The 24,094-nt window shown below is 65.7% G+C and carries 25 protein-coding genes; 9 read left to right on the top strand and 16 right to left on the bottom strand.

Annotated elements, in window-relative coordinates; all coding sequences use genetic code 11:
• Positions 1–97 precede the first annotated feature (97 nt).
• From NZK81_RS07390 to NZK81_RS07380, 3 genes are all read right to left on the bottom strand, one after another.
• Positions 98–1,324: a type III PLP-dependent enzyme domain-containing protein gene (locus NZK81_RS07390; RefSeq protein ID WP_260045439.1), complete on the bottom strand. Its 1,227-nt coding sequence runs from the start codon at positions 1,322–1,324 to the stop codon at positions 98–100.
• Between the two features lie 389 nt (positions 1,325–1,713).
• Complete coding sequence (locus tag NZK81_RS07385; RefSeq protein WP_260045437.1) at positions 1,714–2,916, bottom strand: carboxynorspermidine decarboxylase; 1,203 nt, start codon at positions 2,914–2,916, stop codon at positions 1,714–1,716.
• A 5-nt stretch (positions 2,917–2,921) separates the two neighbouring features.
• On the bottom strand, positions 2,922–3,467 hold the full coding sequence (locus NZK81_RS07380; RefSeq protein WP_260045436.1) for a Crp/Fnr family transcriptional regulator: 546 nt from the start codon (positions 3,465–3,467) through the stop codon (positions 2,922–2,924).
• Positions 3,468–3,521: 54 nt separating this feature from the next.
• Here NZK81_RS07380 and NZK81_RS07375 point away from each other — a divergent pair, with 54 nt between their 5' ends.
• Positions 3,522–4,250, top strand: coding sequence for an SDR family NAD(P)-dependent oxidoreductase (locus tag NZK81_RS07375; protein WP_260045434.1), 729 nt, complete (start codon positions 3,522–3,524; stop codon positions 4,248–4,250).
• A gap of 15 nt (positions 4,251–4,265) precedes the next feature.
• Here the strand turns inward: NZK81_RS07375 and NZK81_RS07370 are convergent, their stop codons facing one another.
• Positions 4,266–5,489 (bottom strand): saccharopine dehydrogenase family protein, encoded by a 1,224-nt coding sequence (locus tag NZK81_RS07370; RefSeq protein ID WP_260045432.1) that lies wholly within the window; start codon positions 5,487–5,489, stop codon positions 4,266–4,268.
• A gap of 169 nt (positions 5,490–5,658) precedes the next feature.
• On the opposite strand from NZK81_RS07370, the gene NZK81_RS07365 reads away from it, so the two are divergent.
• From NZK81_RS07365 to NZK81_RS07345, 5 genes are all read left to right on the top strand, one after another.
• Positions 5,659–6,891 carry a BtaA family protein gene (locus NZK81_RS07365; protein WP_260045430.1) on the top strand — a complete coding sequence of 411 codons (1,233 nt, stop codon included), beginning with the start codon at positions 5,659–5,661 and terminating at the stop codon, positions 6,889–6,891.
• Positions 6,892–6,895: 4 nt separating this feature from the next.
• On the top strand, positions 6,896–7,537 hold the full coding sequence (locus NZK81_RS07360; protein ID WP_260045428.1) for a class I SAM-dependent methyltransferase: 642 nt from the start codon (positions 6,896–6,898) through the stop codon (positions 7,535–7,537).
• A 16-nt stretch (positions 7,538–7,553) separates the two neighbouring features.
• Complete coding sequence (locus NZK81_RS07355) at positions 7,554–8,507, top strand: threonine ammonia-lyase (protein WP_260045426.1); 954 nt, start codon at positions 7,554–7,556, stop codon at positions 8,505–8,507.
• 51 nt (positions 8,508–8,558) lie between these two features.
• Positions 8,559–8,987 carry an MAPEG family protein gene (locus tag NZK81_RS07350; protein ID WP_260045424.1) on the top strand — a complete coding sequence of 143 codons (429 nt, stop codon included), beginning with the start codon at positions 8,559–8,561 and terminating at the stop codon, positions 8,985–8,987.
• A gap of 170 nt (positions 8,988–9,157) precedes the next feature.
• On the top strand, positions 9,158–9,418 hold the full coding sequence (locus NZK81_RS07345) for a hypothetical protein (protein WP_260045422.1): 261 nt from the start codon (positions 9,158–9,160) through the stop codon (positions 9,416–9,418).
• 30 nt (positions 9,419–9,448) lie between these two features.
• Here NZK81_RS07345 and NZK81_RS07340 read toward each other — a convergent pair whose 3' ends face one another.
• The 10 genes from NZK81_RS07340 to NZK81_RS07295 all read right to left on the bottom strand — a co-directional run bounded on the left by NZK81_RS07340 (position 9,449) and on the right by NZK81_RS07295 (position 19,716).
• Entirely contained in the window at positions 9,449–10,237 is a 789-nt protein-coding gene (locus NZK81_RS07340; RefSeq protein ID WP_260045420.1) for a helix-turn-helix domain-containing protein, read from the bottom strand.
• A 132-nt stretch (positions 10,238–10,369) separates the two neighbouring features.
• Positions 10,370–10,831, bottom strand: coding sequence for a GreA/GreB family elongation factor (locus NZK81_RS07335; protein ID WP_260045419.1), 462 nt, complete (start codon positions 10,829–10,831; stop codon positions 10,370–10,372).
• On the bottom strand, positions 10,828–12,087 hold the full coding sequence (locus NZK81_RS07330) for a class I SAM-dependent RNA methyltransferase (RefSeq protein ID WP_260045417.1): 1,260 nt from the start codon (positions 12,085–12,087) through the stop codon (positions 10,828–10,830). Before NZK81_RS07330 ends, NZK81_RS07335 begins: the two co-directional genes overlap by 4 nt.
• 94 nt (positions 12,088–12,181) lie before the next feature.
• Positions 12,182–13,579: an NAD(P)H-hydrate epimerase gene (locus NZK81_RS07325; RefSeq protein ID WP_260045415.1), complete on the bottom strand. Its 1,398-nt coding sequence runs from the start codon at positions 13,577–13,579 to the stop codon at positions 12,182–12,184.
• Positions 13,566–13,904, bottom strand: coding sequence for a hypothetical protein (locus NZK81_RS07320; protein WP_260045413.1), 339 nt, complete (start codon positions 13,902–13,904; stop codon positions 13,566–13,568). The genes NZK81_RS07325 and NZK81_RS07320 overlap by 14 nt, the downstream gene beginning before the upstream one ends.
• Before the next feature lie 101 nt (positions 13,905–14,005).
• Complete coding sequence (ilvD, locus tag NZK81_RS07315; RefSeq protein ID WP_260045411.1) at positions 14,006–15,862, bottom strand: dihydroxy-acid dehydratase; 1,857 nt, start codon at positions 15,860–15,862, stop codon at positions 14,006–14,008.
• Positions 15,863–15,956: 94 nt separating this feature from the next.
• Positions 15,957–16,694 (bottom strand): N-formylglutamate amidohydrolase, encoded by a 738-nt coding sequence (locus tag NZK81_RS07310; RefSeq protein WP_260045410.1) that lies wholly within the window; start codon positions 16,692–16,694, stop codon positions 15,957–15,959.
• Between the two features lie 8 nt (positions 16,695–16,702).
• Positions 16,703–17,512 carry a 4-(cytidine 5'-diphospho)-2-C-methyl-D-erythritol kinase gene (locus NZK81_RS07305; RefSeq protein ID WP_260045408.1) on the bottom strand — a complete coding sequence of 270 codons (810 nt, stop codon included), beginning with the start codon at positions 17,510–17,512 and terminating at the stop codon, positions 16,703–16,705.
• On the bottom strand, positions 17,509–17,943 hold the full coding sequence (locus NZK81_RS07300; RefSeq protein WP_260045406.1) for an endonuclease domain-containing protein: 435 nt from the start codon (positions 17,941–17,943) through the stop codon (positions 17,509–17,511). Before NZK81_RS07300 ends, NZK81_RS07305 begins: the two co-directional genes overlap by 4 nt.
• A gap of 123 nt (positions 17,944–18,066) precedes the next feature.
• The gene (locus NZK81_RS07295; RefSeq protein ID WP_260045404.1) at positions 18,067–19,716 is read right to left on the bottom strand and encodes an electron transfer flavoprotein-ubiquinone oxidoreductase; all 1,650 of its coding nucleotides are present in this window, start codon (positions 19,714–19,716) and stop codon (positions 18,067–18,069) included.
• 99 nt (positions 19,717–19,815) lie between these two features.
• Here NZK81_RS07295 and NZK81_RS07290 point away from each other — a divergent pair, with 99 nt between their 5' ends.
• From NZK81_RS07290 to moaB, 3 genes are all read left to right on the top strand, one after another.
• Positions 19,816–20,583: a uracil-DNA glycosylase family protein gene (locus NZK81_RS07290; protein WP_260045402.1), complete on the top strand. Its 768-nt coding sequence runs from the start codon at positions 19,816–19,818 to the stop codon at positions 20,581–20,583.
• Positions 20,584–20,660: 77 nt separating this feature from the next.
• Positions 20,661–22,442 carry a lytic transglycosylase domain-containing protein gene (locus tag NZK81_RS21615; RefSeq protein ID WP_311202072.1) on the top strand — a complete coding sequence of 594 codons (1,782 nt, stop codon included), beginning with the start codon at positions 20,661–20,663 and terminating at the stop codon, positions 22,440–22,442.
• Positions 22,432–22,959 (top strand): molybdenum cofactor biosynthesis protein B, encoded by a 528-nt coding sequence (moaB, locus tag NZK81_RS07280; protein ID WP_260045400.1) that lies wholly within the window; start codon positions 22,432–22,434, stop codon positions 22,957–22,959. The genes NZK81_RS21615 and moaB overlap by 11 nt, the downstream gene beginning before the upstream one ends.
• Before the next feature lie 2 nt (positions 22,960–22,961).
• Here the strand turns inward: moaB and NZK81_RS07275 are convergent, their stop codons facing one another.
• Together NZK81_RS07275 and NZK81_RS07270 are read right to left on the bottom strand one after the other, a co-directional pair.
• Positions 22,962–23,183 carry a hypothetical protein gene (locus NZK81_RS07275; protein WP_260045398.1) on the bottom strand — a complete coding sequence of 74 codons (222 nt, stop codon included), beginning with the start codon at positions 23,181–23,183 and terminating at the stop codon, positions 22,962–22,964.
• A 14-nt stretch (positions 23,184–23,197) separates the two neighbouring features.
• Positions 23,198–24,040 (bottom strand): arylamine N-acetyltransferase family protein, encoded by an 843-nt coding sequence (locus NZK81_RS07270; protein WP_260045397.1) that lies wholly within the window; start codon positions 24,038–24,040, stop codon positions 23,198–23,200.
• Positions 24,041–24,094 lie beyond the last annotated feature (54 nt).

The raw sequence follows: 24,094 nt of genomic DNA, 5'->3' as shown, positions 1-24,094 counted from the left end.
ACTAGTCGGCCCACCCGGGTCGGCGCACGTTAAAAAAAGAAAACCCCCGGACCGTCTCCGATCCGGGGGCTTCCTGATCCTGATCGCCGATACCCTGTCAGCGCAGCGAGACGACGTTGTCCGACACGCGAGGGTCCGGCCGGCCGGTGTAGAGGCTGGCCATCGGCTCGTCGGTCACAACGACGACTTGTGCACCGCCGAAGCCGTTGAACGCGGTCTTCATGGCCGCGCCATAGGCGCCGAGCATGCCCACCTCGATCCAGTCGCCAGCCTTGATTTCCGCCGGCAGCATGAAGGGCCCCTCCATGAAGTCGGCATCGTCGCAGGTCGGCCCATAGAACGAAAAGGCCTGCAGGTCGGCAACGTCGATGGCGGCGTTGTCGTTGGTTTCCTCGCGCGCGATGTGCCGCACCGGGAAACGCCATGCCACGTGGGCCGCATCGTAGAGCGCGCCATAGGCGCCATCGTTGATGTAGAGCTCGTCGCCGCGGCGCTTCTCGACCTTGACGATCAGCGAGTTGTACTCAGCCGCCAGCGCACGACCGGGTTCGCACCACAGCTCGGCGTTGTAGGCAATCGGCAGCGCCTCGAAGTGGCGGTGGATGATCGCGAAGTAATCTTCGAGCGGCGGCGGTTCCATGCCGGGATAGCAGGAGGGAAAGCCCCCGCCGACGTCGATCATGTCGATAACCACGCCCGCGTCGGCAATCGCCGCACGCGCGCGTTCGAGCGCCTGGACATAGGCGAACGGCGTCATCGCCTGCGAACCGACGTGGAAGCACACGCCCAGCCAGTCGGCAACCTGACGGGTCGACTGCAGCAGCGCCCCGGCATCGGCCAGATCGACGCCGAACTTGGAGGCGAGGCTCAGTTCCGAATATTCGGACGATACGCGTAGACGCACGCAGAGGCGCAGGTCCTTCGCCGGGTTGCCCTCGGCGTCAGTGGTGGCCGCAACGATCTTGTCTGCCTCTTCCTGGGTATCCAGGCTGAAGGTGCGCACGCCGTGCTGGAAATAGGCCTCGCGGATCGCGCTCGCGGTCTTGACCGGGTGCATGAAACACAAGGTCGCCTGCGGCAGGACACCGCGCACCATGCGCACCTCGTTGATCGAGGCGACGTCATAGTGGGTGATGCCGTTGTCCCACAGGATCTGCACGAGATCGGGCGAGGGATTCGCCTTCACGGCATAGAGCGACTTGCCCGGAAACTTCGTGGCGAAGAAACGGGCAGCGCGCGCGGCAGCGTGCGGGCGATTGAGGATAACGGGTTCGTCGGGCGCCAGGGCGCGCGCTACAGCCGGTGCGTCAGGATACTGGTGCAACTCAAGGGACCCCCAATAGGCCATGCGGCCAAGACAACACAGAGACGAAGCTGCCTTGCGGTTTGGAAGTCCCCATGGGGCAGCGAGGGGGCGGATATAGGATAGCGTTCATGAATCGCAAGTGAAAATCGGACCGGTTCACAAAAATGTCACAGACCTGCCACAGACGGCCTTCAGCGTCCCGTGAATGGCGCAGTTCTCTTGTAAAACCAGCGTGTTCCACGGCCTCCTCCCATGAGGGTGAACATCCTGCCAGACACGAACGTGCCGCGCGCCGACAAACCCTCAACGCATGAGCAAGCGGAAACGCTCCCGGCGATTCGCCATGGCTCAGGACCGGCCGGGGCAGCGATGAGACGGACGGTGCGAAGTGCCGCCAGCGCGCCCCCTCAGCTCAGTCGGTCGCGGAAGTCCTCGTAGTCGAAGCGGCGGATGCATTCGAGCGAGTCGGTTTCCGAGTCCCACAGCCAGATCGACGGCAGTGGCACGCCGTTGAAGGTCGTGGTCTTGACCATCGAGTAATGCGCCTGGTCGAGGAAGGCGAAGCGCTGGCCCGGCTGGACCGGTTCGGGAAAACGGTAGTCGCCGATCACGTCCCCCGCGAGGCACGAAGGCCCGCCAAGCCGCACGGCCCCGCCCTGCCCCTCGTCCACCATCCGGTCGTCCTCGATCGGCAATTCACCCAGCATGGCGGGGCGATAGGGAGCTTCGATCACGTCGGGCATGTGGCAGGTGGCCGAGATGTCGACCACGGCGACCGGCATGCCGTTCCAGCCAAGATCGAGCACGGTGCCCACCAGAATGCCGGCATCGAGCGCCACGGCCTCGCCCGGTTCGATATAGACCTCGGCCCCGGTGTCGTCGGCCACGTCGCGCAGGAACTCCACCAGTTCCTCGCGCTGGTAATCGGCGCGGGTAATGTGGTGGCCGCCGCCCAGGTTGATCCACTTGAACTGGCCGAACCAGGGTTCGAGGTAGTCGAACACCTTGTCCCAGGTGCGCCGGAGCGGCTCGAAGTCCTGCTCGCACAAGTTGTGGACATGGAACCCGTCGACCAGCTCGACATGCTCTTCGGTCAGCTGGTCGATGGGAAAGCCCAGCCGCGAATGCGGGGCGCTGGGATCGTACTTGGGCACCTCGCCCTCGGGCTGCAGCGGGTTGAGGCGCAGGCCGATGTCGAAATCCTCGCCGCGCGCGCGGGCCGCCTCGATGATCGCCCAGCAGCGCTCGATCTGCTGCGGCGAATTGAAGATCACGTGGTCCGACAGGCGCAGGATCTCGTCGAGTTCATCGGGCTTGTAGGCCGCGCAATAGGTCGCGATTTCACCGTCGTAGAACTCGCCGGCCAGCCGCGCTTCCCACAGGCCCGAAGTGCACACGCCGTCGAGGTATTCGCCGATGATGGGCGCGGTCGACCACATCGAGAACGCCTTGAGCGCGGCCAGCACTTTGGCGCCGGACCGCTCGCCGATGTCCTGCAGGATACGCAGGTTGTCGCGCAGCTTCGCGGCATCGACCACAAAGGCGGGACTGTCGACGCGCGACAGGTCGAAATTGGCAAAGGCGCCCGGATCGCCGGCTCTGGTTTCCATTTCCGTCAATCACTTCCGCGTCTGGAGGTCATGCCACGCCGCCGCCTGATCCGGCTGAGGGCGGGAGGGGTGATACCGAGATAGGCGGCAATGTCCATCTGACTCAGCCCCGGCGCGCGCGGCGCCACTTCATCGAGAAACCGCTCGTAGCGCTCTTCGGCGCTAAGGCAGAGCAATTCGTACTCGCGCTTTTCCTTGCGCATCGCCAGCTCCGTCAACACCGCCATAACTTGCCGGGCCGTGCCAAGATCATGGTCTGCGACCTCTTTCAGCGCGGCATAAGGAACAGCGCGCAGCCGGCTGTCCGCAATCGCCCGCAACCCGAAACTGCACCGTCCACCGCCGGTTAGCGCCACCAGACTGCCGATTGCCGCCCCCGGAACCAGAAGCGACTTGATATGTTCACGCCCGTCGGGATCGAGGTAAAACGCCTTCAGGAGCCCTTTCTCGACGAAATAGACCCAGCGATCCACGTCTCCCTGCAGGAAGACATGTTCGCCTGTCAGGCAGACGATTTCCGTGCCCTTGCCGGACACGATCTCATCGAGCATCATCGCTTAACCCGGGTTAATTACAGACCGCTCTTCCCCTTCCATCAGCGGGCTATGGAAGACAAGCGCAACCGCATCGTGATCACCGGGGGCACGTCCGGCATTGGCCGTGAACTCGTGCAACTCCTCGCCACCGGCAACCGGCTGACCGTAGTCGGTCGCCACTCGGAACGCAGCGAGGCGCTGCTGGCAGAGTGGCCCGACATCGCCTTCATCGAGGCGGACCTCGACACACGAAACGGTCCGGTCGCCGTGCGGGAACAAGTGTCCTCCGGCCCGCTTCATGGCCTGATCAATTGCGCTGCGATCCAATGCACGCCGCATTTCACCGCCCCTGACTTCGATTTTGCGTCCATCGCTCGCGAGATCGCGGTGAACCTGACGGCGCCTGCCGAACTTATCGCGCTGTTTCTGCCGGACCTGCTGGAGGCCCGCGATCCCTTCGTGCTGAACGTCAATTCCGGACTCGCCATCGTGCCAAAAGTGGATTCGGCAGTCTATTGCGCCACCAAGGCCGGACTCGACAGTCTCTCGCTATCGCTGCGCGCGCAGCTTTCCCATACACCGGTCAAGGTGTTGCAAGCCTTCCTGCCACTGGTCGACACGCCCATGACGCGTGAGCGCGGCGGCGCGAAACTTTCGCCCGAACGAGCTGCACGCGAAATCCTCGCCGGGATCGCGCAGCGCCGCGCCATTGTCGATGTCGGCAAAGTCCGCTGGCTGCGCCGGATACACCGCTGGGCACCAGGCCTCGCGCAAAGGATCATCCGCCAGACGGGCTGACCCACGCGGCGCCAATCAGAACGGCAGCGGTTCGCTCAGTTCCTCGACCGTCCACGGCAACCCTTGCGTATTGAGCATGTCCATGAACGGATCGGGGTCCATCTGCTCCATGTTGAACACGCCGCCCTCACCATTTGGGCCGCTCCACTTGCCGGTGAGCACCATGGCCGCGCCGATCATCGCCGGAACGCCGGTGGTGTAGCTCACCGCCTGGTTGCCGGTTTCGGCAAAGGCTTCCTCGTGGTCGCAGATGTTCTTGATGTAGAACGTCTTCTCGCCCGAACCGTCGAGCGCTTCGCCGGTGGCGATGTCGCCGATGTTGGTCTTGCCCTTGGTCGTCGCTCCGAGCGAGGCGGGCTCGGGCAGCACGGCTTTCAGGAACTGCAGCGGGATGATCTCGACGCCGTTGTACATGACCGGATCGATGCGGGTCATGCCCACGTTCTGCAGCACGGTCAGGTGCTGGATATAGGCATCGCCGAAAGTCATCCAGAAACGGCCGCGCTCCAGTTCGGGCAGGAACCTGGCGAGGCTTTCCAGCTCCTCGTGGTACATCATGTACATGTTCTTGGGGCCGACGCCCTCGAAGTCGAACGAGACCTTGGTGCTCATCGCCGGAGTCTCGACGAACGCGCCGTTTTCCCAATGGCGCGCCGGCGCGGTGACTTCGCGAATGTTGATTTCCGGGTTGAAGTTGGTCGCGAAATGCTGGCCGTGGTCGCCGCCGTTGCAGTCGAGGATGTCGAGCTTGCGGATGGTCTTGAGCTTGTGCTTCTTCAGCCACATCGCGAAGACGCTGGTCACGCCCGGGTCGAAGCCCGAACCCAGCAGCGCCATCAGGCCTGCTTCCTTGAACCGCTCCTGATAGGCCCACTGCCAGGAATACTCGAACTTGGCGACGTCGCGCGGTTCGTAGTTGGCGGTGTCGAGATAGTTCACGCCGGTCGCCAGGCAGGCATCCATGATCGCCAGATCCTGATAGGGCAGCGCCAGGTTGACCACCAGCTTCGGCCCGATCGACCGAATCAGCGCGCTGGTCGCCTCCACGTCATCGGCATCGATCGCGTAAGTGCTGATCGATACGCCGGTGCGTTCCTTCACCGATGCGGCGATCGCATCGCACTTGGAAACCGTGCGGCTGGCCAGATGGATATCCGAAAAGATTTCGGGGTTCATCGCCATCTTGTGAACCGCGACCGAGCCGACGCCACCTGCGCCGATCACCAGAACCTTGCTCACCAATCCATCTCCTTCGGGAGGCCATATACGAACACGCGCATATAGAACGCCTGTGTGACAACTCAACCGGCACGCAAACTGTCATAATCTGACATCGCGGCGTCATCACCCGGTCATGCCTGCGCCGCAAGTGCGGGAAACTGTTTCAGGCGCGGGGGATCACCGCCACATGTCCAAGACTGCACCCAACCAGGCCGGCTCCAAACTCATCGAAGGCGCCGTCGTCCGCCATGAAAGCCCGCGCGCGGCGCGCCTGCTCGACAAGGCTTTCGCGCTCGCCTTCAAGGGCCTCGTCTATGCGCAGATCTGGGAAGACCCGGTTGCCGACATGGAAGCGCTGCAGATCCGGCCGGACAGCCGCATCATCACCATCGCCAGCGGCGGCTGCAATGCCCTCTCCTATCTCACCGCCGATCCCGCCGGGATCACCGTGGTCGACCTCAACACCGCGCATATCGCGCTCAACAATCTGAAGCACACCGCGATCCGGCACCTCACCGACTATGCCGATCTGCGCCGCTTCATCGCCGAGGCCGATCATCCGGAGAACCTCGCGACCTACCGCGAGCGGCTTGCCCCGCACCTCGACGAGGAAACGCGCCGCTACTGGGAAGGCCGCGATCTCGTCGGCCGCCGCCGGATCAAGGCCTTCACCAAGGGCATCTACCGCCACGGGCTGCTCGGCAACTTCATCGGCGTAGCCCACAAGCTGGCCCGCCTCTACAAGATCGACCCGAGCGAAATCCTCGGCGCCGGGTCGCTGGAAGACCAGCGCCGCGTGTTCGACGAGCGCTTCGCCCCGATCTTCGAGCGCAAGCTGGTGCGCTGGCTGACCAACCACCCCGCCTCGCTGTTCGGCCTCGGCATTCCCCCCGCGCAGTACGACGCGCTGGCTGGCGAGCAGCGCATGGCCGACGTGCTGCGCGCCCGCCTCGAAAAGCTGGCCTGCCACTTCCCGGTCAACGACAACTACTTCGCCTGGCAGGCCTTCGGGCGCGCCTATGGCAAGACCGAGGAAGCCCCGCTGCCGCCCTACCTGCAGGCCGCCAACCTGCCGCTGGTACGCGACCGGCTCGACCGGCTCGACCTGCGCCATGCCAATTTCGTCCACGTCCTGGCCGAAAGCGGCGAAGCCTCGCTCGACCGCTACATCCTGCTCGACGCGCAGGACTGGATGACCGACGAGCAGCTCACCGAGCTGTGGAGCCAGATCACCCGTACCGCCCGCCCCGGCGCGCGCGTGCTGTTCCGCACCGCCGCCGAACCCTCGCTGCTGCCGGGCCGCGTGCCCGATGCGATCCTCGACAAGTGGGACTACCGCGAGGCGGAATCGCAGGCCGCGACGTTGGCCGACCGTTCGTCGATCTACGGCGGTGTCCACCTCTACGTCCTGAAGGACTGACCCGATGGCGAGCGTGCCCACGCCCGATCATGCCGCGCTGATGGACAAGGTCTATCGCGGCCAGCGCCACATCTACGACTTCACCCGCAAGTACTACCTGTTCGGCCGCGACCGTCTGATCCGTGAGCTGGACTGCCACCCTGGCATGGCCGTACTCGAACTGGGCTGCGGCACCGGGCGCAATCTAGAGCTGATCCGCAAGGCCTGGCCTGGCGTGCACTGCCACGGGCTCGACATCTCTTCTGAGATGCTCAAGAACGCGCGCAAGCGGCTCGGCACCGAAGGCCGGCTGGCACTGGGCGATGCAACCGATTTCGATGCATCGGCGCTGTTCGGACGCGAAGGCTTCGACCGCGTTGTGCTCTCCTATGCGCTCTCGATGATCCCCGGATGGCAGGCCTGCCTCACCCGCGCCGCCGCCGCGCTGGCGCCGGGTGGCTCGCTGCACGTGGTGGACTTCGGCGACTGCGACGGCATGCCCGACCTGCTGCGCCGGATGCTGGACGGCTGGCTCGGCCGCTTCCACGTCTCGCCCCGGCGCGACCTGCCGCAAGTCGCGGAACGGCTCGCCCATGCCCACGGCCTGCGCGCGGAAGTGCTGCGCGGTCCTCTGGGCTACTATCAGGTGGTGCGTCTAACCCGCTGACGCTATTGCGCTTCGCATGACTCGTTCCCCGACTGCCGAAGGCGTGGCCCTCGCTGCCCGCAAGATCGCCGAAATCCTGCCACCCACGCCGCTGCTCCCGCTCGACGTCGAAGGGCGGACCGTGTGGTGCAAGGCCGAATGCCTGCAGCCGATCGGCGCCTTCAAGATTCGCGGCGGCTGGCATCGCCTGACCGCGCTTTCGGACGCGGAACGCGCGCGCGGCGTCGTCGGCGTATCGAGCGGCAACCACGCGCAGGGCGTCGCCTGGGCCGCCCGCGAACTCGGCATCGCGGCGACCATCGTCATGCCCAACGATGCACCTGCGGTGAAGCTCGCAAACACCCGCGCGCTGGGTGCCGAGATCATTCTCTACGACCGGCCCGGCGGCAAGGACCGCGACGAAGTGGCAGAGCGGGTGTGCTCGGAGCGCGGGGCCACCCTGGTTCACGCCTATGCCGACCCCTGGGTGATCGAGGGACAGGGCAGCATCGGCATCGAGCTGGCGCGACAGATGGATGGCCAGCCGGACCTGATCGTCAATCCCTGCGGCGGCGGCGGGCTGACTGCGGGACTGGCGCTGGCCTGCCCCGACGCGGCGGTCGTGCCGGTCGAGCCTGAAGGCTGGGACGACGTGTGCCGCAGCCTGGCCGAGGGTACGATCCAGCACGTCTCCGCCGATGCGCCGCCCACGCCCTGCGATTCCCTGCAGACCCAGGCAACGCGCCCGATCAACTTCGAGATCCTGCGCGAACGCTGCCCCTTCGGCCTTGTCGTCACGCCGGCGGAAGTGCGGGCGGCGCAGCGCCTCGCCTTCGAGAAACTGCGCCTCGTCGTCGAACCGGGCGGCGCGGCGGCGCTGGCGGCGGTCCTTGCCGGCAAGGTGGACCTCGCGCCGCGCACCGCCGTGGTGCTGACAGGCGGCAATGTCGACGCCGCCGCTTTCGCCGCGGTTCTGACCGGGACCGATTGACAAGCCCGATCGCCCGGTCGACGCTGCAAGCACAACTGAGGGGAACGAGAAATGGTCGGAATGGCAATCCTGCAACCGGTGGTCGCGCTGGCGGCGTGGACCATGGTCATGTGGTTCTGGCTCTTTGGAACGCGTATCCCCGCCCTTGGCGCGACAAAGATCGATCCCGAGGAACTGGTCGACGATCCGAGCATGTCGCTCGACAATATCCTGCCCGCGCAGGTCCAGTGGAAAGCCCACAACTACAACCACCTGCATGAAGCACCTACGGTATTCTATGCAGTCGCCATCGTGCTCGCCATCATCGGTCAGGGCGACGGGCTCAATGCGCAGGTCGGATGGGCCTATTTCGGTCTGCGGGTGATCCACTCAATCATTCAGGCGACGATCAACAAGGTGAACCTGCGCTTCGGCGTCTTCGCACTGTCCAGCTTCTGCCTGATGTTCCTGGTCGCCCGCGCGGCTCTGGCGATGTTCTGAGCCGGTAGCCAGCAAGGCATTGCCTCATCCCCATTCGTCATTGCGAGCCGTAGGCAAAGCAATCCAGCGCGGCTTACGCGGCGCTGGATTGCCTCGCTGTCTTCGGCAACTCGCAATGACGAATGTCGAATACTGACACCTCGAACAACGAATCTTGGTATAGGCTTCAAATGGACTTCGACGACCAGCTGCGCCGCTACTTCGGCACCGACGATCCCGCCGCCATCGCACCCGGCGCGCTGGAAGCGGGCGTCGAGAAAATGCGCGTCGATTTCGGCATGGAAAAGGACAAGGGCCGCCGCTTCGCGCTGTGGACGCTTATGTACATGTTCGGCGGCGCGCCCGATCTCGACGTCGCCTTCGACAACGAAGACGACCGCAACGCCGCGCGCGACTTCATGGACCTGATGGACAAGGCGGGCGGGGCCTGACAGCCACCCCGCTCCGCCAGATCCGGAAGATCAGCGGATGAAATACCCGTCCACTTTCCAATCCGCGCCCTCCTTGAACAGGACAACAGTTTCGATTGCCCCGTTCTTTTGAGCAAAGTCCGTCTGAAACTTGATGATCCGATATTCGCCCTTGGGCGCGTTCGGAACGGCGTTGGTCTTCAAGACACTCTGAACCGTGCGCCAGGACGTGGCCCCAAGCGGGTTCCGGACCGTTGAAATGATCGAAACCCATTGTTCGTCGGTTATCTTGGATCGGAAAGCTGTTCCCGCCTGATGCCAGGCTTCACTCCAGTGTTGCTCGTCCAGCAAACTGACCCATGCACGTGCCGATTGCACGACGACAGCGTCAGCACTGCCATCGACACTTTCGGCAACCGGACCCTGCTCAGGCAATGGCGCCTGCTTGCTGGCGCTTCCCGCCAACGTCGATGAGAGCACAGCAGCGGCAATGATAAGTGACATGATAAGCATTCCTCCACCGAGCCAGACGAGGCGGTAACCCACCGTCTGGCGCTTTTCGGACTGCCCATGTCTTTCATCGCGGGGAGCGGCACCCGCATCCCCCAAAACCTTGTCCCCCAGAAAATGGGGGGTGGCCCGTTCGCTTTCCGCCAGGCGCCGTGCGGCCTCACGGCTACTGGAAACCCCTAGTTTTTTGCGGGCCTCGCGGAGACGTTCGTTGATCGTGTGAACCGACAATCCCAGTTCGCGGGCTATCGACTTCGCATCGTGACCGCCAAGGAGAAGACGCAGAGTCTCCCTTTCCCGCTCGCTCAGTGTTTCAATGCCCTCTGTCATCTTCCACCATCTCGATCACTGTGCGGACAGACGCAGACCTATTCCAGGGAAGTCCGCTGAATACCCCAAAAAGTTCGCCATAGTCAGGCTTGCGAACATGCTTGGGAAAGCAAGCGTTGTATGAGCGCCCGTCTAAAGCGCATCCACCGCCAGCACCTCGATCGCATCCTCGCGGCCGTTGAAGGGCAGCAACTCGCCCTCTTCCGCCCCCATCAGCGCGCGGGCGAGCGGTGCCGAGAAAGAAACCAGCCCTGCCGCCGGATCGGCCTCGTCATCGCCGACCAGCCCCAGCACGCGTTCCTTGCCGTTGAGCAGGAACGTGACGCGGGTTCCGAAGGCGACCACGCTGCCATCGGGCACGGGCTGGACTTCAGCCGTCACCTGCCGGGTTTGCCAGTAACGCAGGTCGCGCTTGGCCGCCTTTAGCGCGGTTTCATCGAGGTCCGCTGCGACCCGGGCTTCCATTTCAATAACCCTGGCGTCGATCAGCGCCTTGCCACGCGCCGTAACAAGGTTGGGCCCGGGCGGGATCGGGATCTCGAACTTGGGCTCGAGATGCTCGTCATCGCCCTCGCGGCGGAAGGCGACGCTCACTGGCCCCTCACGAAGAGGCTGGCGAGTTCCACATGCGTCGACCAGCGGAACTGGCCCACCGGCCGCAGCTCCGCCAGCCGGAAGCCCGCCTCCACCAGCCGCGCCGCATCGCGCGACCAGCTCGACGGATTGCACGAGACATAGACCACGCGCTCGACGTCCGAATCCGCGATGCACTCCACCTGCTCGCGCGCGCCGGCGCGGGGCGGATCGAGAACGACGGCGGCGAACTTGGAGAGTTCGTCTGCCTGCAGCGGATTGCGAAACAAGTCGCGGTGCATGGCAAAGACCTGCATCTGCGCCCGCTCGGCGGCCGACTTGCAGGCCAGATGGACATCGCGCGCAGCCTCGGCAGCGAGCACTTTGGTGCCGGGCCCCGCCAGCGCGAACGCGAAAGTGCCAAGGCCGGAAAACAGGTCCGCCACGGTGGGCACGCCTTCCAGCCATTCGCGCGCGGCCCCTACCAGCGCCTGCTCGCCGTCGAGCGTGGCCTGCAGGAAGGAACCCGGCGGGAACGGCACCGAGACCTCTCCCAGTTTCACCGTTACCGGCACGGGCTCCCACACGGTCTCGAAGCCATAGCCGCCGTCCATGGTAAGGCGGGCAAGGCCGTGTTCCTGCGCAAAGGCCAGCATCGCCTCGGTCGCGGCGAGACCTTCGGCGGTCAGGCCCTTCACGCCGAGATCGACGCCCTGTTCGACAAGCGTCATCTCGATGTCGGCCGCCATGCGCTGTTGCTGATGCTTGCCGGGCCTTCCCTTACCACCCTTCTTCGCGGGAGCAGCCTTGCCCATGGTGATGAGCAGCTTGCGCAAGGGACCGAGCAGCGCGGTGAGTTCGGGCGCGAGGACGGGACATTCCTCCAGCTCGACAAGCCGGTGCGATTTCGCCTCGCGAAAGCCGATGACGATCCGCCCGCCCGAACTTTCTGCCCGCAGGCTGGCGCGGCGACGCGTGCCGGGCGGCGAGAGGTGCGGCGGCGCGATGTGCTCGGCGCCCAGTTCCTGCGAGGCCGAGGCATTGGCCACGCGCGCCTCGACGAAGGCCGTCAGGCTCTCCTCGTCGAGCTGCTGCAACTGGCATCCCCCGCAGCGGCCGAAATGACGGCACGCCGGCTCGACATGGTGCGGACCCCATTCGAGGGTGCCGTCCTCGCGCAGCAGATCGCCCGGCGCCGCGCCCCAGGCAAAGCGGCCGGAGGCCGTGACGCCGTCGCCCTTGGAGGCGATGCGCAGGATTTCTTCGGTTTCACTCATGGTATTAAAAATCCGCTCGCCCTGAGCCTGTCGGAAGGGCGGTATGTGGCGCACCGAACGTGCTTCGACAAGCTCAGCACGAGCGGGCTGAAATTTACAGGTATGCGGCGAGCGCCTCGGGCACTTTCGCCGCCAGTTGCCCGGCGGTGAAGGCTGCGCCGCACAGCCGCGCCGCCTCGCCATGCAGCCAGACGCCCTCGCAGGCCGCCTCGAAAGCGGGAATCCCGTTCGACACGCGACTGGCGATCACGCCCGCCAGAACATCGCCGGTCCCGGCGGTGGAAAGCCATGAGGTCGCGCGCGGGGCGCAGGCAAGACGGCCGTCAGGCGCGGCAATCACGGTATCGGGGCCCTTGGCGACAACGATCATGCCGCTCGCCCGCGCCAGTGCCAGCGCGCGTTCGGGGCGGCTGCCTGCGCCATCGAGTTCGAAGGCCCGCTCCAGTGCGGCGAGTTCGCCTTCGTGCGGCGTGGCGATGGTCGGCGCGGCGCGCTCGGCCAGCGCGCGCGGGGTCAGCAGCACCAGCGCATCGGCATCTACGACCGCCGCCACCGGATCGGCCAGCGCCACCGCCAGCCGCTCGCGCGCCTCACCATCGCGGCCGAGGCCGGGGCCGACCAGAACGGCGCTGTTGCGGTCATCGGTCAGCACTTCGGAAAGCGGCCCGGTTTCGACCACGAGATCGGCAGGCGCATTGTCATGGCTGTCGGCGAAGAGCTTGACGTACCCTGCCCCGCCCCCTTGCGCGGCCCTTGCGGCCAGCAGGGCGGCCCCGGGCATGCGACCACCGACGACGGCCAGCAGCCCGCGCCGGTACTTATGCGCATCGGCATCAGGCGCCGCGATCCGCGGGGCACCAAGCACCGTGGCCGCGCCCTCGACTGGCGCCACACCGATCGGAACCAACCGGAGCGCGCCGACAATGGCCGATGCCGGCATCAGGTAATGCGCGAACTTCCACGCCCCCAGCGCAATCGTCAGGTCATACTGCGGCAAGCCTTCATTGAGCAGCATGCCGCTGTCCGACTGCACACCGCTCGGCAGGTCGACCGCCACGCAGTGGTGATGGTGCGCGGCAAGGCCGGTCAGGAGGTCGAACAGGTCCTGAGAGAGCGGCCGCGTCAACCCGCTGCCGAAGAGGCAATCGACCAGCACGTCTCCGCTCACCTCCGCGCCGGGAGCCAGCACCTCGCCGCCGTAGAGCGCGCGGGCGTTCCGCGCCGCATCGGTCTTCGGCTCGGTCGCCGCCACGACAGACACCTGCCCGCCCCGCTCGCGGATCGTTTCGGCAATGACATAGCCATCGCCACCGTTGTTGCCCGGACCGCACAGCACCGTCACCTTGCGGTGCGCGGCCATGCGCCAGACCCAGTCCGCCGCGCCGCGCCCGGCGATCTGCATCAGCGCATCGACGCTGGAACCCGCATCGATCAGCGCCTGCTCTGCCTCGCGCATCTGCGTGACGGTGAGGATCTGGTCAGCTTTCGGCATCTGCGGCCTTCGTCGTGACAGGGAACACATAGCGATCGGGCCCGACCGTAACGTCGAGCTTGCCGTCCACCAGCGTCATGCGGGCTTCCTCGGCGCCGTCCGACACCACAAGGCCGGTGCCGTCGGTCTTGACGTCGAAACGGCGGAAGGCGCCATCGGGATGGTGGACGACCAGCGTGAGCTTGCCGTCCTTTTCGGACCGTTCGACCGAGCAGACTTCAGCCAATTCCGCAGATCCGCCCACCGCGCAGGCAATGTGCTCGTCCCCGGCGGCGACCGGCGGCGGTTCGCTGCTGGAGGAACAGGCGGCGAGAAAGAGGACCAACGCGGCACCAACATGCTTTGACAAGCTCAGCATGAGCGGACGGGGCTTTTCAAACCCCGCTCGTCCTGAGCCTGTCGAAGGACGGACGCCGCGCAACGCCCTTACCCGCGCTTGAGCTGCGTAACGTCGCGCACGGCGCCCCTAGCGGCGCTGGTGGTCATCGCGGCATAGGCCTGCAGCGCGGCCGAGACTTTGCGCTGGCGCGGGTGGACCGGGGACCATGCCTTGTCCCCGCGCGCTTCCTGAGCGATGCGCCGTTCGGCGAGGCCCTCGTCGGAGACCATGAGGTTGATGGTGCGGTTCGGGATGTCGATCTCGATCGTGTCGCCGTTCTCGACAAGGCCGATCTCGCCGCCCTCGGCCGCCTCGGGCGAGACGTGACCGATGGACAGGCCCGAGGTGCCGCCCGAAAAACGCCCGTCGGTCAGCAGCGCGCAGGCTTTGCCCAGCCCCTTCGATTTCAGATAGCTGGTGGGATAGAGCATTTCCTGCATGCCCGGCCCGCCGCGCGGCCCTTCGTAGCGGATCACGACGACGTCGTTGGCCTGAACCTGCCCGCCCAGAATGCCTGCGACTGCCGCGTCCTGGCTTTCATAGACGCGCGCTGTGCCGGTGAACTTCAGGATGGAATCGTCCACGCCGGCCGTCTTCACGATGCAGCCGTCGCGCGCGATGTTGCCATAGAGCACCGCGAGACCGCCGTCCTGGCTGAAGGCATGCTCCTTGTTGCGGATGACACCGTTCTCGCGGTCGAGATCGAGTTCGTCCCAGCGGCGCGACTGGCTGAAAGCGGTCTGCGTCGGCACGCCGCCCGGCGCGGCCTTGAAGAATTCCTGCACCGAGGCGTCGTTGGTGCGCGCGATGTCCCAGCGGTTGAGCGCATCGGCCAACGTCTTGGCGTGAACGGTCGGCAGGTCGCTGTGCAGCAGGCCGGCACGGTCCAGTTCGCCCAGGATCGCCATGATGCCGCCCGCACGGTGGACGTCTTCCATGTGCACGTCGGCCTTGGCGGGGGCGACCTTGGACAGGCAGGGCACCTTGCGGCTCAGCCGATCGATGTCCTGCATGGTGAAGTCCACGCCCGCCTCGTTGGCGGCGGCGAGCAGGTGGAGCACGGTGTTGGTCGATCCGCCCATGGCGATATCGAGGCTCATCGCGTTCTCGAAGGCGCCGAAACCAGCAATGGCGCGCGGCAGGACGCTTTCGTCGTCCTGCTCGTAATAGCGCTGGCACAAGTCGACGACGAGACGCCCGGCCTCGCGGAACAGGACCTCGCGGTCGCCATGCGTCGCCAGCATCGAGCCATTGCCTGGCAGCGACAGGCCCAGCGCCTCGGTGAGGCAGTTCATCGAATTGGCGGTGAACATGCCCGAGCACGAGCCGCAAGTCGGGCAAGCCGAGCGCTCGATGCTCTTCACTTCCTCGTCGGTGTAGCTCTCGTCGGCGGCGGCAACCATGGCGTCGACGAGGTCGAGCGCGTGCTCCTTGCCTTTGAGGATCACCTTACCTGCTTCCATCGGCCCGCCCGAGACGAAGACCACCGGAATGTTGATGCGCAGCGCGGCCATCAGCATGCCCGGCGTGATCTTGTCGCAGTTGGAGATGCAGACCATGGCATCGGCGCAGTGCGCGTTGACCATGTACTCGACGCTGTCGGCGATCAGGTCGCGGCTCGGCAGCGAATAGAGCATGCCATCATGGCCCATGGCGATGCCGTCATCGACCGCGATGGTGTTGAATTCCTTGGCGACGCCGCCCGCCGCCTCGATCTCGCTGGCGACGAGCTGGCCGAGGTCCTTGAGGTGGACGTGGCCGGGCACGAACTGGGTGAAGGAATTGACCACGGCGATGATCGGCTTGCCGAAGTCGGCGTCCTTCATGCCCGTCGCGCGCCACAGACCGCGCGCACCGGCCATGTTGCGGCCGTGGGTGGAAGTGCGGGAACGATAGGCGGGCATGCGGGAAACTCCGATCGGTTTGCGCGCTGAAATGCGCGGGGTCTTGCTCGCGCCCCTACTCCACAAGGGGCCTCAATCGAAGCAAAAAGTGGCCTCAGGCGCCCATTTCCAGCGCAACTTTATTGCAGATCCGCGCAAGACGCACGGCCCATTCGGCTTGTCCGGCGTCATCAGCGATGAGGTCCTGCCGGATCTCTATGTAGAGATAGGGACGCCCTTCGCTTTCGACATGGCGTTCTATCGCCGCGTTATAGACCTTGCCCGAATAGGGAAGCTGGTCGCCCACGATCAGCCCTTCGGCTTCCAGCAGCGGCTGCGCCAGACGCGCGCCGCGATCGTCCTCGTCGTAGAGCAGGCCGCAGTGCCAGGGGCGCTTTTCCTCGGGCTTGCTGGCAAGGCACGGGGTGTAGCTGTGCAGGATCAGCGTCAACGCGGGCGGGGTGCTTTCGAGCAGATCTGTCAGCTTGTCGTGGAACGGCCGATGGAAGCGCGCGAGCCTCGCCTCGCGGTCTATGCCAAGATTGCCGGGGATCGCATGGCCATCGCTGGCCTCGGGAATCGCAGCCGGGTCCTGTTCGGTGCGGTTGGTATCGCAGACGAGGCGGCTGACATTGCCGAGCAGCGCCGCCGTGCCCTGCCGCTCCGCCATGCGTTCGGCAATGCCGCCCACGCCGATGTCGATGGCAATGTGCTCGTCCATCAATTCCGGCGCGATGTCGAGAGCGATGTCATCGGGAACGCGGTTGGAGGCATGATCGGCCACGACAAGGATGCCGCCGAAACGCGGGGCGCCGACGATGCGATAGGCTTCGGTAATCTCGGGGGACTGCATGGGCGGGATTATCGCAGCTTTCCCGCCATTTGCCACCAGCCGGGATGCGCGGATGCGATTTTTTCCGCTGCCGCCTTCAGAGCAGCCTCACTGTCGTAGAGCGCAAAGCAGGTCGCGCCCGAACCGGACATGCGGGCGAGGAACGGGCCCGTCTCGCGCAGTGCGGTCAGCACATCGGCAATCACCGGACAGATGGCGATGGCGGGCGCTTCGAGATCGTTGCGCCCTTGCAGCGCAATTTCCCGCAAGGTGCCCTTGGGCATCGGCCCGCGATCGAGCTGGTCCCATGCCTTGAACACCGGCCCCGTCGGCACTGGCGCGCGCGGGTTCACCAGCAGGACCGGGCATCCCGCCAGATCGTTCTCGGCAACTTCTTCCAGTTCGGTGCCGGTCCCCGTGCCGACGCAAGGGCGCGACAGGACGCAGGCCGGAACATCGGCACCAAGCGATGCCGCACGGGCGTGCCAGTCATCGGGCAGGCCATGGCTGCCCTCCACCATGCGGAACACCGCCCCGGCATCGGCGGACCCGCCGCCCAGCCCCGCCGCCACCGGCAGGCGCTTTTCCAACGTGACCGCCCAGCCCTCCCCGTGCGGCAGGGCGGAAAGCGCCTTGGCGACGATGTTGCCGAAGGGATCGTCGATCTTCCCGGCAAATTCGCCGTGGGTCGTCAGGCTGTCCTGCCCGGCAGACGTGGCTGATAGCCTGTCGCCGCCATCGACAAAGGCGAAGAGCGTTTCCAGATCGTGATAGCCGTCCTCGCGCCGCCTGCGGACATGCAGCGCAAGGTTGATCTTGGCATAGGCGGTTTCGTTCATGCATCCTCCCCCGCCGGGGGAGGGGGACCATCCGCAGGATGGTGGAGGGGCACAAGCCGCACCTCCCCGCCTCTCTGCAAGCGCCCCTCACAAACCTCGACAATGCGCAAAACCGCCACGTTCACGTCCTCAAGAACCACCTTTGCCGGAACCCTCAAGGTCGCGACACCTTGTGAGCGCAGGAACCGCGACCTTGCAGCATCCGCCTCGGCAGCCCGGATAGAGTCGTGCGCCATGCCGTCAACCTCGATCGCGAGACCGGCTGCGGCGCAATAGAAATCGAGAATAAAAGTCCCCGCCGGATGCTGGCGGCGGAACTTCAACCCGCCCGGACGCTTGCGCAGTTCGCGCCAGAGCATGACCTCGGGCAGCGACATCTCGCTGCGCAACTTCCGCGCGTGCTTGAGAGTGCGGCGGGGACCCGTAATCATGGGCGGGAGGCTAGCAGGCGGCCAGCGTCACGCAAACCGCCTGCGTTGTCTTTCGAGGGCGCGTAAACCGACTGTGCCCCTCCACCATGCTTCGCATGGTCCCCCTCCCCGGGACGGGGAGGATTACATATTCGGATAGTTCGGGCCGCCGCCGCCTTCGGGCGTGACCCATTCGATGTTCTGGGTCGGGTCCTTGATGTCGCAGGTCTTGCAGTGGACGCAGTTCTGCGCGTTGATCTGCAGGCGCATGCCGCTGCCGTCCGGATCGACGAATTCGTAGACGCCCGCCGGGCAATAGCGTGCTTCAGGCCCGGCATAGACCGGCAGGTTGATCTCGGTGGGAACCGTCGGATCCTTCAGCCGCAGGTGGCAGGGCTGCTCTTCCTCGTGGTTGGTGAACGAGTAGGAGACGCTGGTCAGGCGGTCGAAGCTGATCTCGCCGTCGGGCTTGGGATAGTCTATCGGCTTGTAGAGATCGGCGCGCTCCAGGCACGAGGCATCGGTGTGATGCTTCATCGGCTTGGCAAGGCCGAAACCAAACAGCGTGCGCAGCCACATGTCGGTCCCCGCGAGGATCGTGCCCAGTTCGCCGCCCCACTTGGCAACCATCGGCTCTGCGTTCTGCACGAGCTTCAGTTCCTTGGCGATCCAGCTTTCACGCACCGCCGCGTCGTATTCCATCAGCGCATCCTGCTCGCGGCCCGCCTTGATCGCCGCGGCAATCGATTCGGCGGCGAGCATGCCGCTCTTCATCGCGGTGTGCGTGCCCTTGATGCGCGGAACGTTGACGAAACCGGCCGAGCAGCCCGCCAGCACGCCGCCCGGGAAAGCCAACTGCGGCACCGACTGCCAGCCACCCTCGTTGATCGCGCGCGCGCCATAGGCGACGCGCTTGCCGCCTTCGAGGATCGCGCGGATTTGCGGGTGCTGCTTCCAGCGCTGGAATTCCTCGAACGGGTAGATGTAGGGGTTCTTGTAATCGAGCGCGGTCACGAAACCGAGCGCGACCTGACCGCCGGCCTGATGATAGAGGAAGCCGCCACCCCAGGCGTCGTTCTCGCTGAGCGGCCAGCCCTGCGTGTGGATCACGCGGCCGGGAACGTGCTTGTCGGGATCGATGTCCCACAGTTCCTTGATGCCCAGGCCGTAGATCTGCGGCTGGCAATCGGCCTCGAGGTCGTACTTGGCCTTGAGCCGCTTGGTCAGGTGGCCGCGCGCGCCCTCGCAGAACACGGTATACTTGCCCAGCAGGTTCATGCCCGGCTGGAAATCGCCCTTGGGATTGCCCTCGCGATCGACGCCCATGTCCCCGGTCTGCACACCGATCACCGCGCCGTTGTCGTCATAGAGCACTTCGGCGGCGGGGAAGCCGGGGAAGATCTCGACTTCCAGTTCCTCGGCCTTTTCACCCAGCCAGCGGCACAGGTTGCCCAACGAGCCGGTGTAGTTGCCGTGGTTCGACATGAAAGGCGGCTGGATGATGTGCGGGATCGAGAACTTGCCGCCCTTGGTAAGGTGCCAGTGCCAGTTGTCGGTCACCGGGGTCTCGGCCAGCGGGCAGCCGTCCTCGCGCCAGGTCGGCAGCAGCTCGTCTAGTGCCTTGGGATCGACGGTCGCGCCCGAAAGGATGTGCGCGCCGATTTCCGAGCCCTTTTCCAGTACGCAGACCTGCAGTTCAGGGTCCACCTGCTTGAGCCGGATCGCCGTTGACAGGCCGGCGGGCCCGCCACCGACGATGACGACGTCATAAGGCATCTCTTCGCGTTCAATCATGGGTATCCCCCGAAACCTGTTGATCGGACCCTTTAGCCGCCCGATTAAATTCCCAACGTGCCTTGATTGCTTGCACGCGGCAGGTCAAGACCCGCTCTGATGGATCATCCGGCAAATCCCGATTTTCTGGCCGATATTACAGGCGCGCTCGACTGGTGGCGAGAGGCGGGCGTCGATTGCGACTTTCTTGACGAACCGCGCGAATGGCTGGCCACGCCGGAACTCGAAGGACAGGACGCACGCGCGGAGCAGCGCGCCGCGATCGAACGGCGGGCCGCCCGCGCAGCGGCCGAAGCCGCGCCGCCGCCCCCGACACAGATCGACCCCGCGGTGCTGCCGCAGGATCTCGCCGCCTTTCACCCCTGGTGGCTGGGCGAACCGCTGCTGGACGACGGCGGCATGAGTGCCCGCATCGCGCCGAGCGGCGCCAAGGGGGCAAGGCTCATGGTCGTGGTCGAGGAACCGGAGGCAGACGATCGCGATGTCCTGCTGTCCGGCCCTCAGGGCAAGCTGCTCGATGCCATGCTCGGCGCCTTCGGCATGCGGCGCGAGGACGTGTACCTTGCCAGCGCCCTGCCGCGTCACACTCCGGCAGCCGACTGGAACGCGCTGGCAGAGCGCGGAATAGGGCAAGTTCTGACGCATCATGTCTCACTGGTGGCCCCGGAGCGGCTGCTTGTGCTCGGCGGCAACATCCTGCCGCTTCTCGGCCACGAATTGCCGCAACGCCCTGCCGTTTTACGAAAATTTAACCAACATGAACGAACGGTACCCATGCTTGCCTCCTGGGGCCTGCCTGCGCTGATGCGACAACCGCGCGCAAAGCCGGTCCTCTGGAAAGCCTGGCTCGAGTGGACCGCAGCCTGAACGACAGGTTGCGTCCACGCCGGGACTGGCGCGGGAACGGGCAAAGGTATCGCGCGATGCGGGGACATGACTGGAACATGAAGATCAGGTCAGGATGGTTTGCGGGCCTCGGCCTTGCCGCCGTGGCAATGGCGGCAGCGACGCCGGCTTTCGCCAACAGCGCGGCGGTAGACTACTTCCGCACGCGCGCGGATCGAACCGCCGTGCCCTCGCTGCTGAGCCAGGACGACCGCACCTACTACAAGCAGATCTTCGACGCGATCGATTCCAAGGACTGGACGACGGTGCAGAAGATGCTGGCAGACCGTCCCGATGGCCCGCTGCATCAGCAGGCGCGCGCCGAATACTACCTCGCCGCCGGATCGCCCCGGATCGCCTTGCCCGACCTGCAGGACTGGCTGTCCCAGGGCACGGAGCTGCCCGGCGCCGACCGCATCAGCCGCCTGGCGCTCAAGCGCGGTGCCGACAGCGTGCCCAACCTGCCCAGCGAGCAGCAGTTCGCGCGCCTGCCCTCGATGCCCAAGCGCGTGCGCCCGGCCTCGATCAACGATGGCACGATGCCGGACACGATCTCGGCAGGCATTCTCGACCGCATCAAGAACGACGATCCGATGGGCGCGCGCGTCCTGCTCGACGGCATCGATGCGGGTCTCAGCGACGCCAGCCGGGCCGAATGGCGCCAGCGCGTGGCTTGGAGCTTCTACATAGAGAACCAGGACGCCTCAGCCTACCAGATGGCGCAGATGGCCGCGCTCGGCAGCGGCCCATGGGTCGGCGAAGCCTGGTGGACCGCAGGGCTCGCAGCATGGCGCCTGGGCGATTACGACGGCGCCGCCGATGCCTTCGGCAAGGTCGAACGCACGTCCGGGAACGCCGAACTGGTCAGCGCCGCGCAATACTGGCAGAGCCGGGCCTACGTCCGGCAGCGCCGCCCCGACAAGGCCGCGAAAGTGCTGCGCGATGCCGCCCGGCGCGACGAGACGCTTTATGGCATGCTCGCAGCCGAACAGCTCGGCATAACGCTGCCCGAACAGCATGCCGAGGCCGACTTTACCCAGTCGGACTGGCAGCGCCTGCGCTCCAACCCCAATGTCCGCACCGCCGTCGAACTTGCCGAGATCGGCGAAGACAGCCTTGCCGACGAGGTGCTGCGCCATCAGGCCCGTATCGGCGACGCCTCGCAGTACGAGCCGCTGACCCGTCTGGCCCGCGACCTCGGCCTGCCCTCCACCCAGCTGTGGATGGCCTACAACGCACCCTACGGCGGCAAGCCCGAACCCGCGACGCGTTTCCCGACGCCGAAGTGGACGCCGGTGGGCGGCTGGAAGGTCGATCCGGCGCTTGTCTATGCGCACACGCTGCAGGAATCGTTGTTCCGCGCCGGCGTCGTCAGCCCCGCCGGTGCGCGCGGACTGATGCAGATCATGCCCTCCGCTGCGAAGGACCATGCCGCCGACATCGGCGTCTCGGGTTCGGCCAGCGACCTCAACAAGCCCGAGGTCAATCTCGCCTTCGGCCAGCAGCACCTCGAAATGCTGAAGGATGCCAGGGGCACGCAGGGCCTGCTGCCCAAGGTCATGGCCGCCTACAACGCCGGCCTCTCGCCCGTCACGCGCTGGAACACCGAAGTGAAGGACCAGGGCGATCCGCTGCTGTGGATGGAATCGCTGCCCTACTGGGAAACGCGCGGCTACGTGAACATTGTCCTGCGCAATTACTGGATGTACGAGCGTCAGGCCGGCGGCCCATCGGAAAGCCGCATGGCGCTGGCACAGGACATGTGGCCCACGTTCCCCGGCCTTTCGGGATCGCAGGGAGTGCGCATGGCGGCGAACGGAGCGATATTGCGTGGCCATTGATACAGAGCGTACCTTCAAGCCCATCAACATCGCCCTGCTGACCATTTCCGACACCCGCGGCCCGGACGAGGACACTTCGGGCGACATTCTGGCGCAGCGGATCAAGGACGCGGGGCACAAGCTGGCCTATCGCGCGATCGAAAAGGACGATGCCGCCCGCATCGCCGACCGCTTCAACAACTGGATCGATGACAAGAGCGTCGACGCCATCATTTCCACCGGTGGCACCGGCCTCACCGGCCGCGACGTGACCCCCGAGGCGCTCGACCGGGTCAAGGAAAAGGAAATCCCGGGCTTTGGCGAACTGTTCCGCTGGCTCTCCTACAAGACCATAGGCACCTCGACCGTACAGAGCCGCGCCATGGCCGTGGTTTCGCGCGGGACCTATATCTTCGCCCTGCCCGGCTCCAACGGCGCGGTGAAGGACGGCTGGGACGGCATCCTTGCCGAACAGCTCGACAGCCGCAACCGGCCCTGCAACTTCGTGGAACTGATGCCGCGCCTGCGCGAGGTTTGAAGTCAGGGCCTCGGCCCTGCCATTTCCTCGTTGCCGACGAATCCGAACGTTAAGCCTTCGCTGAACAGGTCATCTTCCTGCGCTGTCAGCGACATGAAGATGCGGCCGAACATTCCAGATTTGGCGTCCGACATCCGCCGTTCGGTCAGGGCTGCGTGATCGAGGCCACAATCCGCCAGTCGAACGACAATCTGTTCAGCACCGGCAGGCGGCAGATACGGCATCTGTTCCATCCCTCTCAGGCAAACAGCGCCAAACCTGTCACTTCCTTCTCCTCCAGCGCAATGCGGAACACGTCGCGCAGCGTGCGGGCGTAGTCCGCGCTGTCCGCGATCATGCGGCGGTCGGTTCCGCCCGCGTGGTGCACGGTCAGTTCCCGGTCCACCATCGAGGCGAAGCCCTCCGGTTGCGGAATGCTGGCAATGTGCAGCGAAGTGAAGCGCGTGTCCGGACGGGTCGCGGTCCAGTGGTTGGCCTGTTCGAGATCGTCGGGCGCCACGTCCGATAAATCGAAGGTGTACTGGGCCTGCCAGTCCGCGTGCGGCGCGGCCCGACCGTCCGTGGCCTCGGGCGGCCCTGCCCGTTCGAGCAGCCATTGCCCGCCCGTCGTGCCGCTCTCGCCGATACGGCGCAGGCGGTGGCGGGCGCCGTCGGCCGTCCCTGCCTCGGCCCCGTCCTCGAGCAGCAGCGGCGGGACATTGCTGCCGCCGAAGCCGGCATCGGCGAGCAGCAGGGTACCTGCCACCTCCGCCAGCAGACAGACATGGGTACGCGGCGGCGTCACGCCTTCGGGCACGGCCAGCCGCACCCGCGCCAGCAGCGGGCGATTGGCCACGCCCAGCGCCGACAGCGCATCGCTGTAGAGCCGGTTCTGCTCGAAACAGTATCCGCCCCGCCCTCGCAGCACGAGCTTGTCGAACACGCTTTCGCTGTCGATGCGGATGCCGCGGCCGAGCGGGATGTCGAGGTTCTCGAAACCGATCGTCATGCGTTGCGCCGATTGCAGCCGGGCCAGACCGGCTGCATCCATGGCGGGACGGGCATCGAGCCCGATGCGGGCGAGGTAGCGGTCGAGATCCATGCCGCGGACTTAGTCTGTGAACGAACCGGCAGGCAAGCCTGTGCACAGCTTGTG

The sequence above is a fragment of the Novosphingobium mangrovisedimenti genome, assembly GCF_025153475.1.
GTDB classification, from domain to species: domain Bacteria; phylum Pseudomonadota; class Alphaproteobacteria; order Sphingomonadales; family Sphingomonadaceae; genus Novosphingobium; species Novosphingobium mangrovi_A.
This window is presented reverse-complemented; position numbering and strand designations above follow the sequence as displayed.

Bases quoted from the DNA above. Each gene is read 5' to 3' on its own strand.
- NZK81_RS07385 (WP_260045437.1), bottom strand. From the start codon at position 2,916: ATGGAAACCAGAGCCGGCGATCCGGGCGCCTTTGCCAATTTCGACCTG.
- NZK81_RS07380 (WP_260045436.1), bottom strand. From the start codon at position 3,467: ATGCTCGATGAGATCGTGTCCGGCAAGGGCACGGAAATCGTCTGCCTG.
- NZK81_RS07375 (WP_260045434.1), top strand. From the start codon at position 3,522: ATGGAAGACAAGCGCAACCGCATCGTGATCACCGGGGGCACGTCCGGC.
- NZK81_RS07365 (WP_260045430.1), top strand. From the start codon at position 5,659: ATGTCCAAGACTGCACCCAACCAGGCCGGCTCCAAACTCATCGAAGGC.
- NZK81_RS07360 (WP_260045428.1), top strand. From the start codon at position 6,896: ATGGCGAGCGTGCCCACGCCCGATCATGCCGCGCTGATGGACAAGGTC.
- NZK81_RS07355 (WP_260045426.1), top strand. From the start codon at position 7,554: ATGACTCGTTCCCCGACTGCCGAAGGCGTGGCCCTCGCTGCCCGCAAG.
- NZK81_RS07350 (WP_260045424.1), top strand. From the start codon at position 8,559: ATGGTCGGAATGGCAATCCTGCAACCGGTGGTCGCGCTGGCGGCGTGG.
- NZK81_RS07345 (WP_260045422.1), top strand. From the start codon at position 9,158: ATGGACTTCGACGACCAGCTGCGCCGCTACTTCGGCACCGACGATCCC.
- NZK81_RS07340 (WP_260045420.1), bottom strand. From the start codon at position 10,237: ATGACAGAGGGCATTGAAACACTGAGCGAGCGGGAAAGGGAGACTCTG.
- NZK81_RS07330 (WP_260045417.1), bottom strand. From the start codon at position 12,087: ATGAGTGAAACCGAAGAAATCCTGCGCATCGCCTCCAAGGGCGACGGC.
- NZK81_RS07325 (WP_260045415.1), bottom strand. From the start codon at position 13,579: ATGCCGAAAGCTGACCAGATCCTCACCGTCACGCAGATGCGCGAGGCA.
- ilvD (WP_260045411.1), bottom strand. From the start codon at position 15,862: ATGCCCGCCTATCGTTCCCGCACTTCCACCCACGGCCGCAACATGGCC.
- NZK81_RS07310 (WP_260045410.1), bottom strand. From the start codon at position 16,694: ATGCAGTCCCCCGAGATTACCGAAGCCTATCGCATCGTCGGCGCCCCG.
- NZK81_RS07305 (WP_260045408.1), bottom strand. From the start codon at position 17,512: ATGAACGAAACCGCCTATGCCAAGATCAACCTTGCGCTGCATGTCCGC.
- NZK81_RS07300 (WP_260045406.1), bottom strand. From the start codon at position 17,943: ATGATTACGGGTCCCCGCCGCACTCTCAAGCACGCGCGGAAGTTGCGC.
- NZK81_RS07295 (WP_260045404.1), bottom strand. From the start codon at position 19,716: ATGATTGAACGCGAAGAGATGCCTTATGACGTCGTCATCGTCGGTGGC.
- NZK81_RS07290 (WP_260045402.1), top strand. From the start codon at position 19,816: ATGGATCATCCGGCAAATCCCGATTTTCTGGCCGATATTACAGGCGCG.
- NZK81_RS21615 (WP_311202072.1), top strand. From the start codon at position 20,661: ATGAAGATCAGGTCAGGATGGTTTGCGGGCCTCGGCCTTGCCGCCGTG.
- NZK81_RS07275 (WP_260045398.1), bottom strand. From the start codon at position 23,183: ATGCCGTATCTGCCGCCTGCCGGTGCTGAACAGATTGTCGTTCGACTG.
- NZK81_RS07270 (WP_260045397.1), bottom strand. From the start codon at position 24,040: ATGGATCTCGACCGCTACCTCGCCCGCATCGGGCTCGATGCCCGTCCC.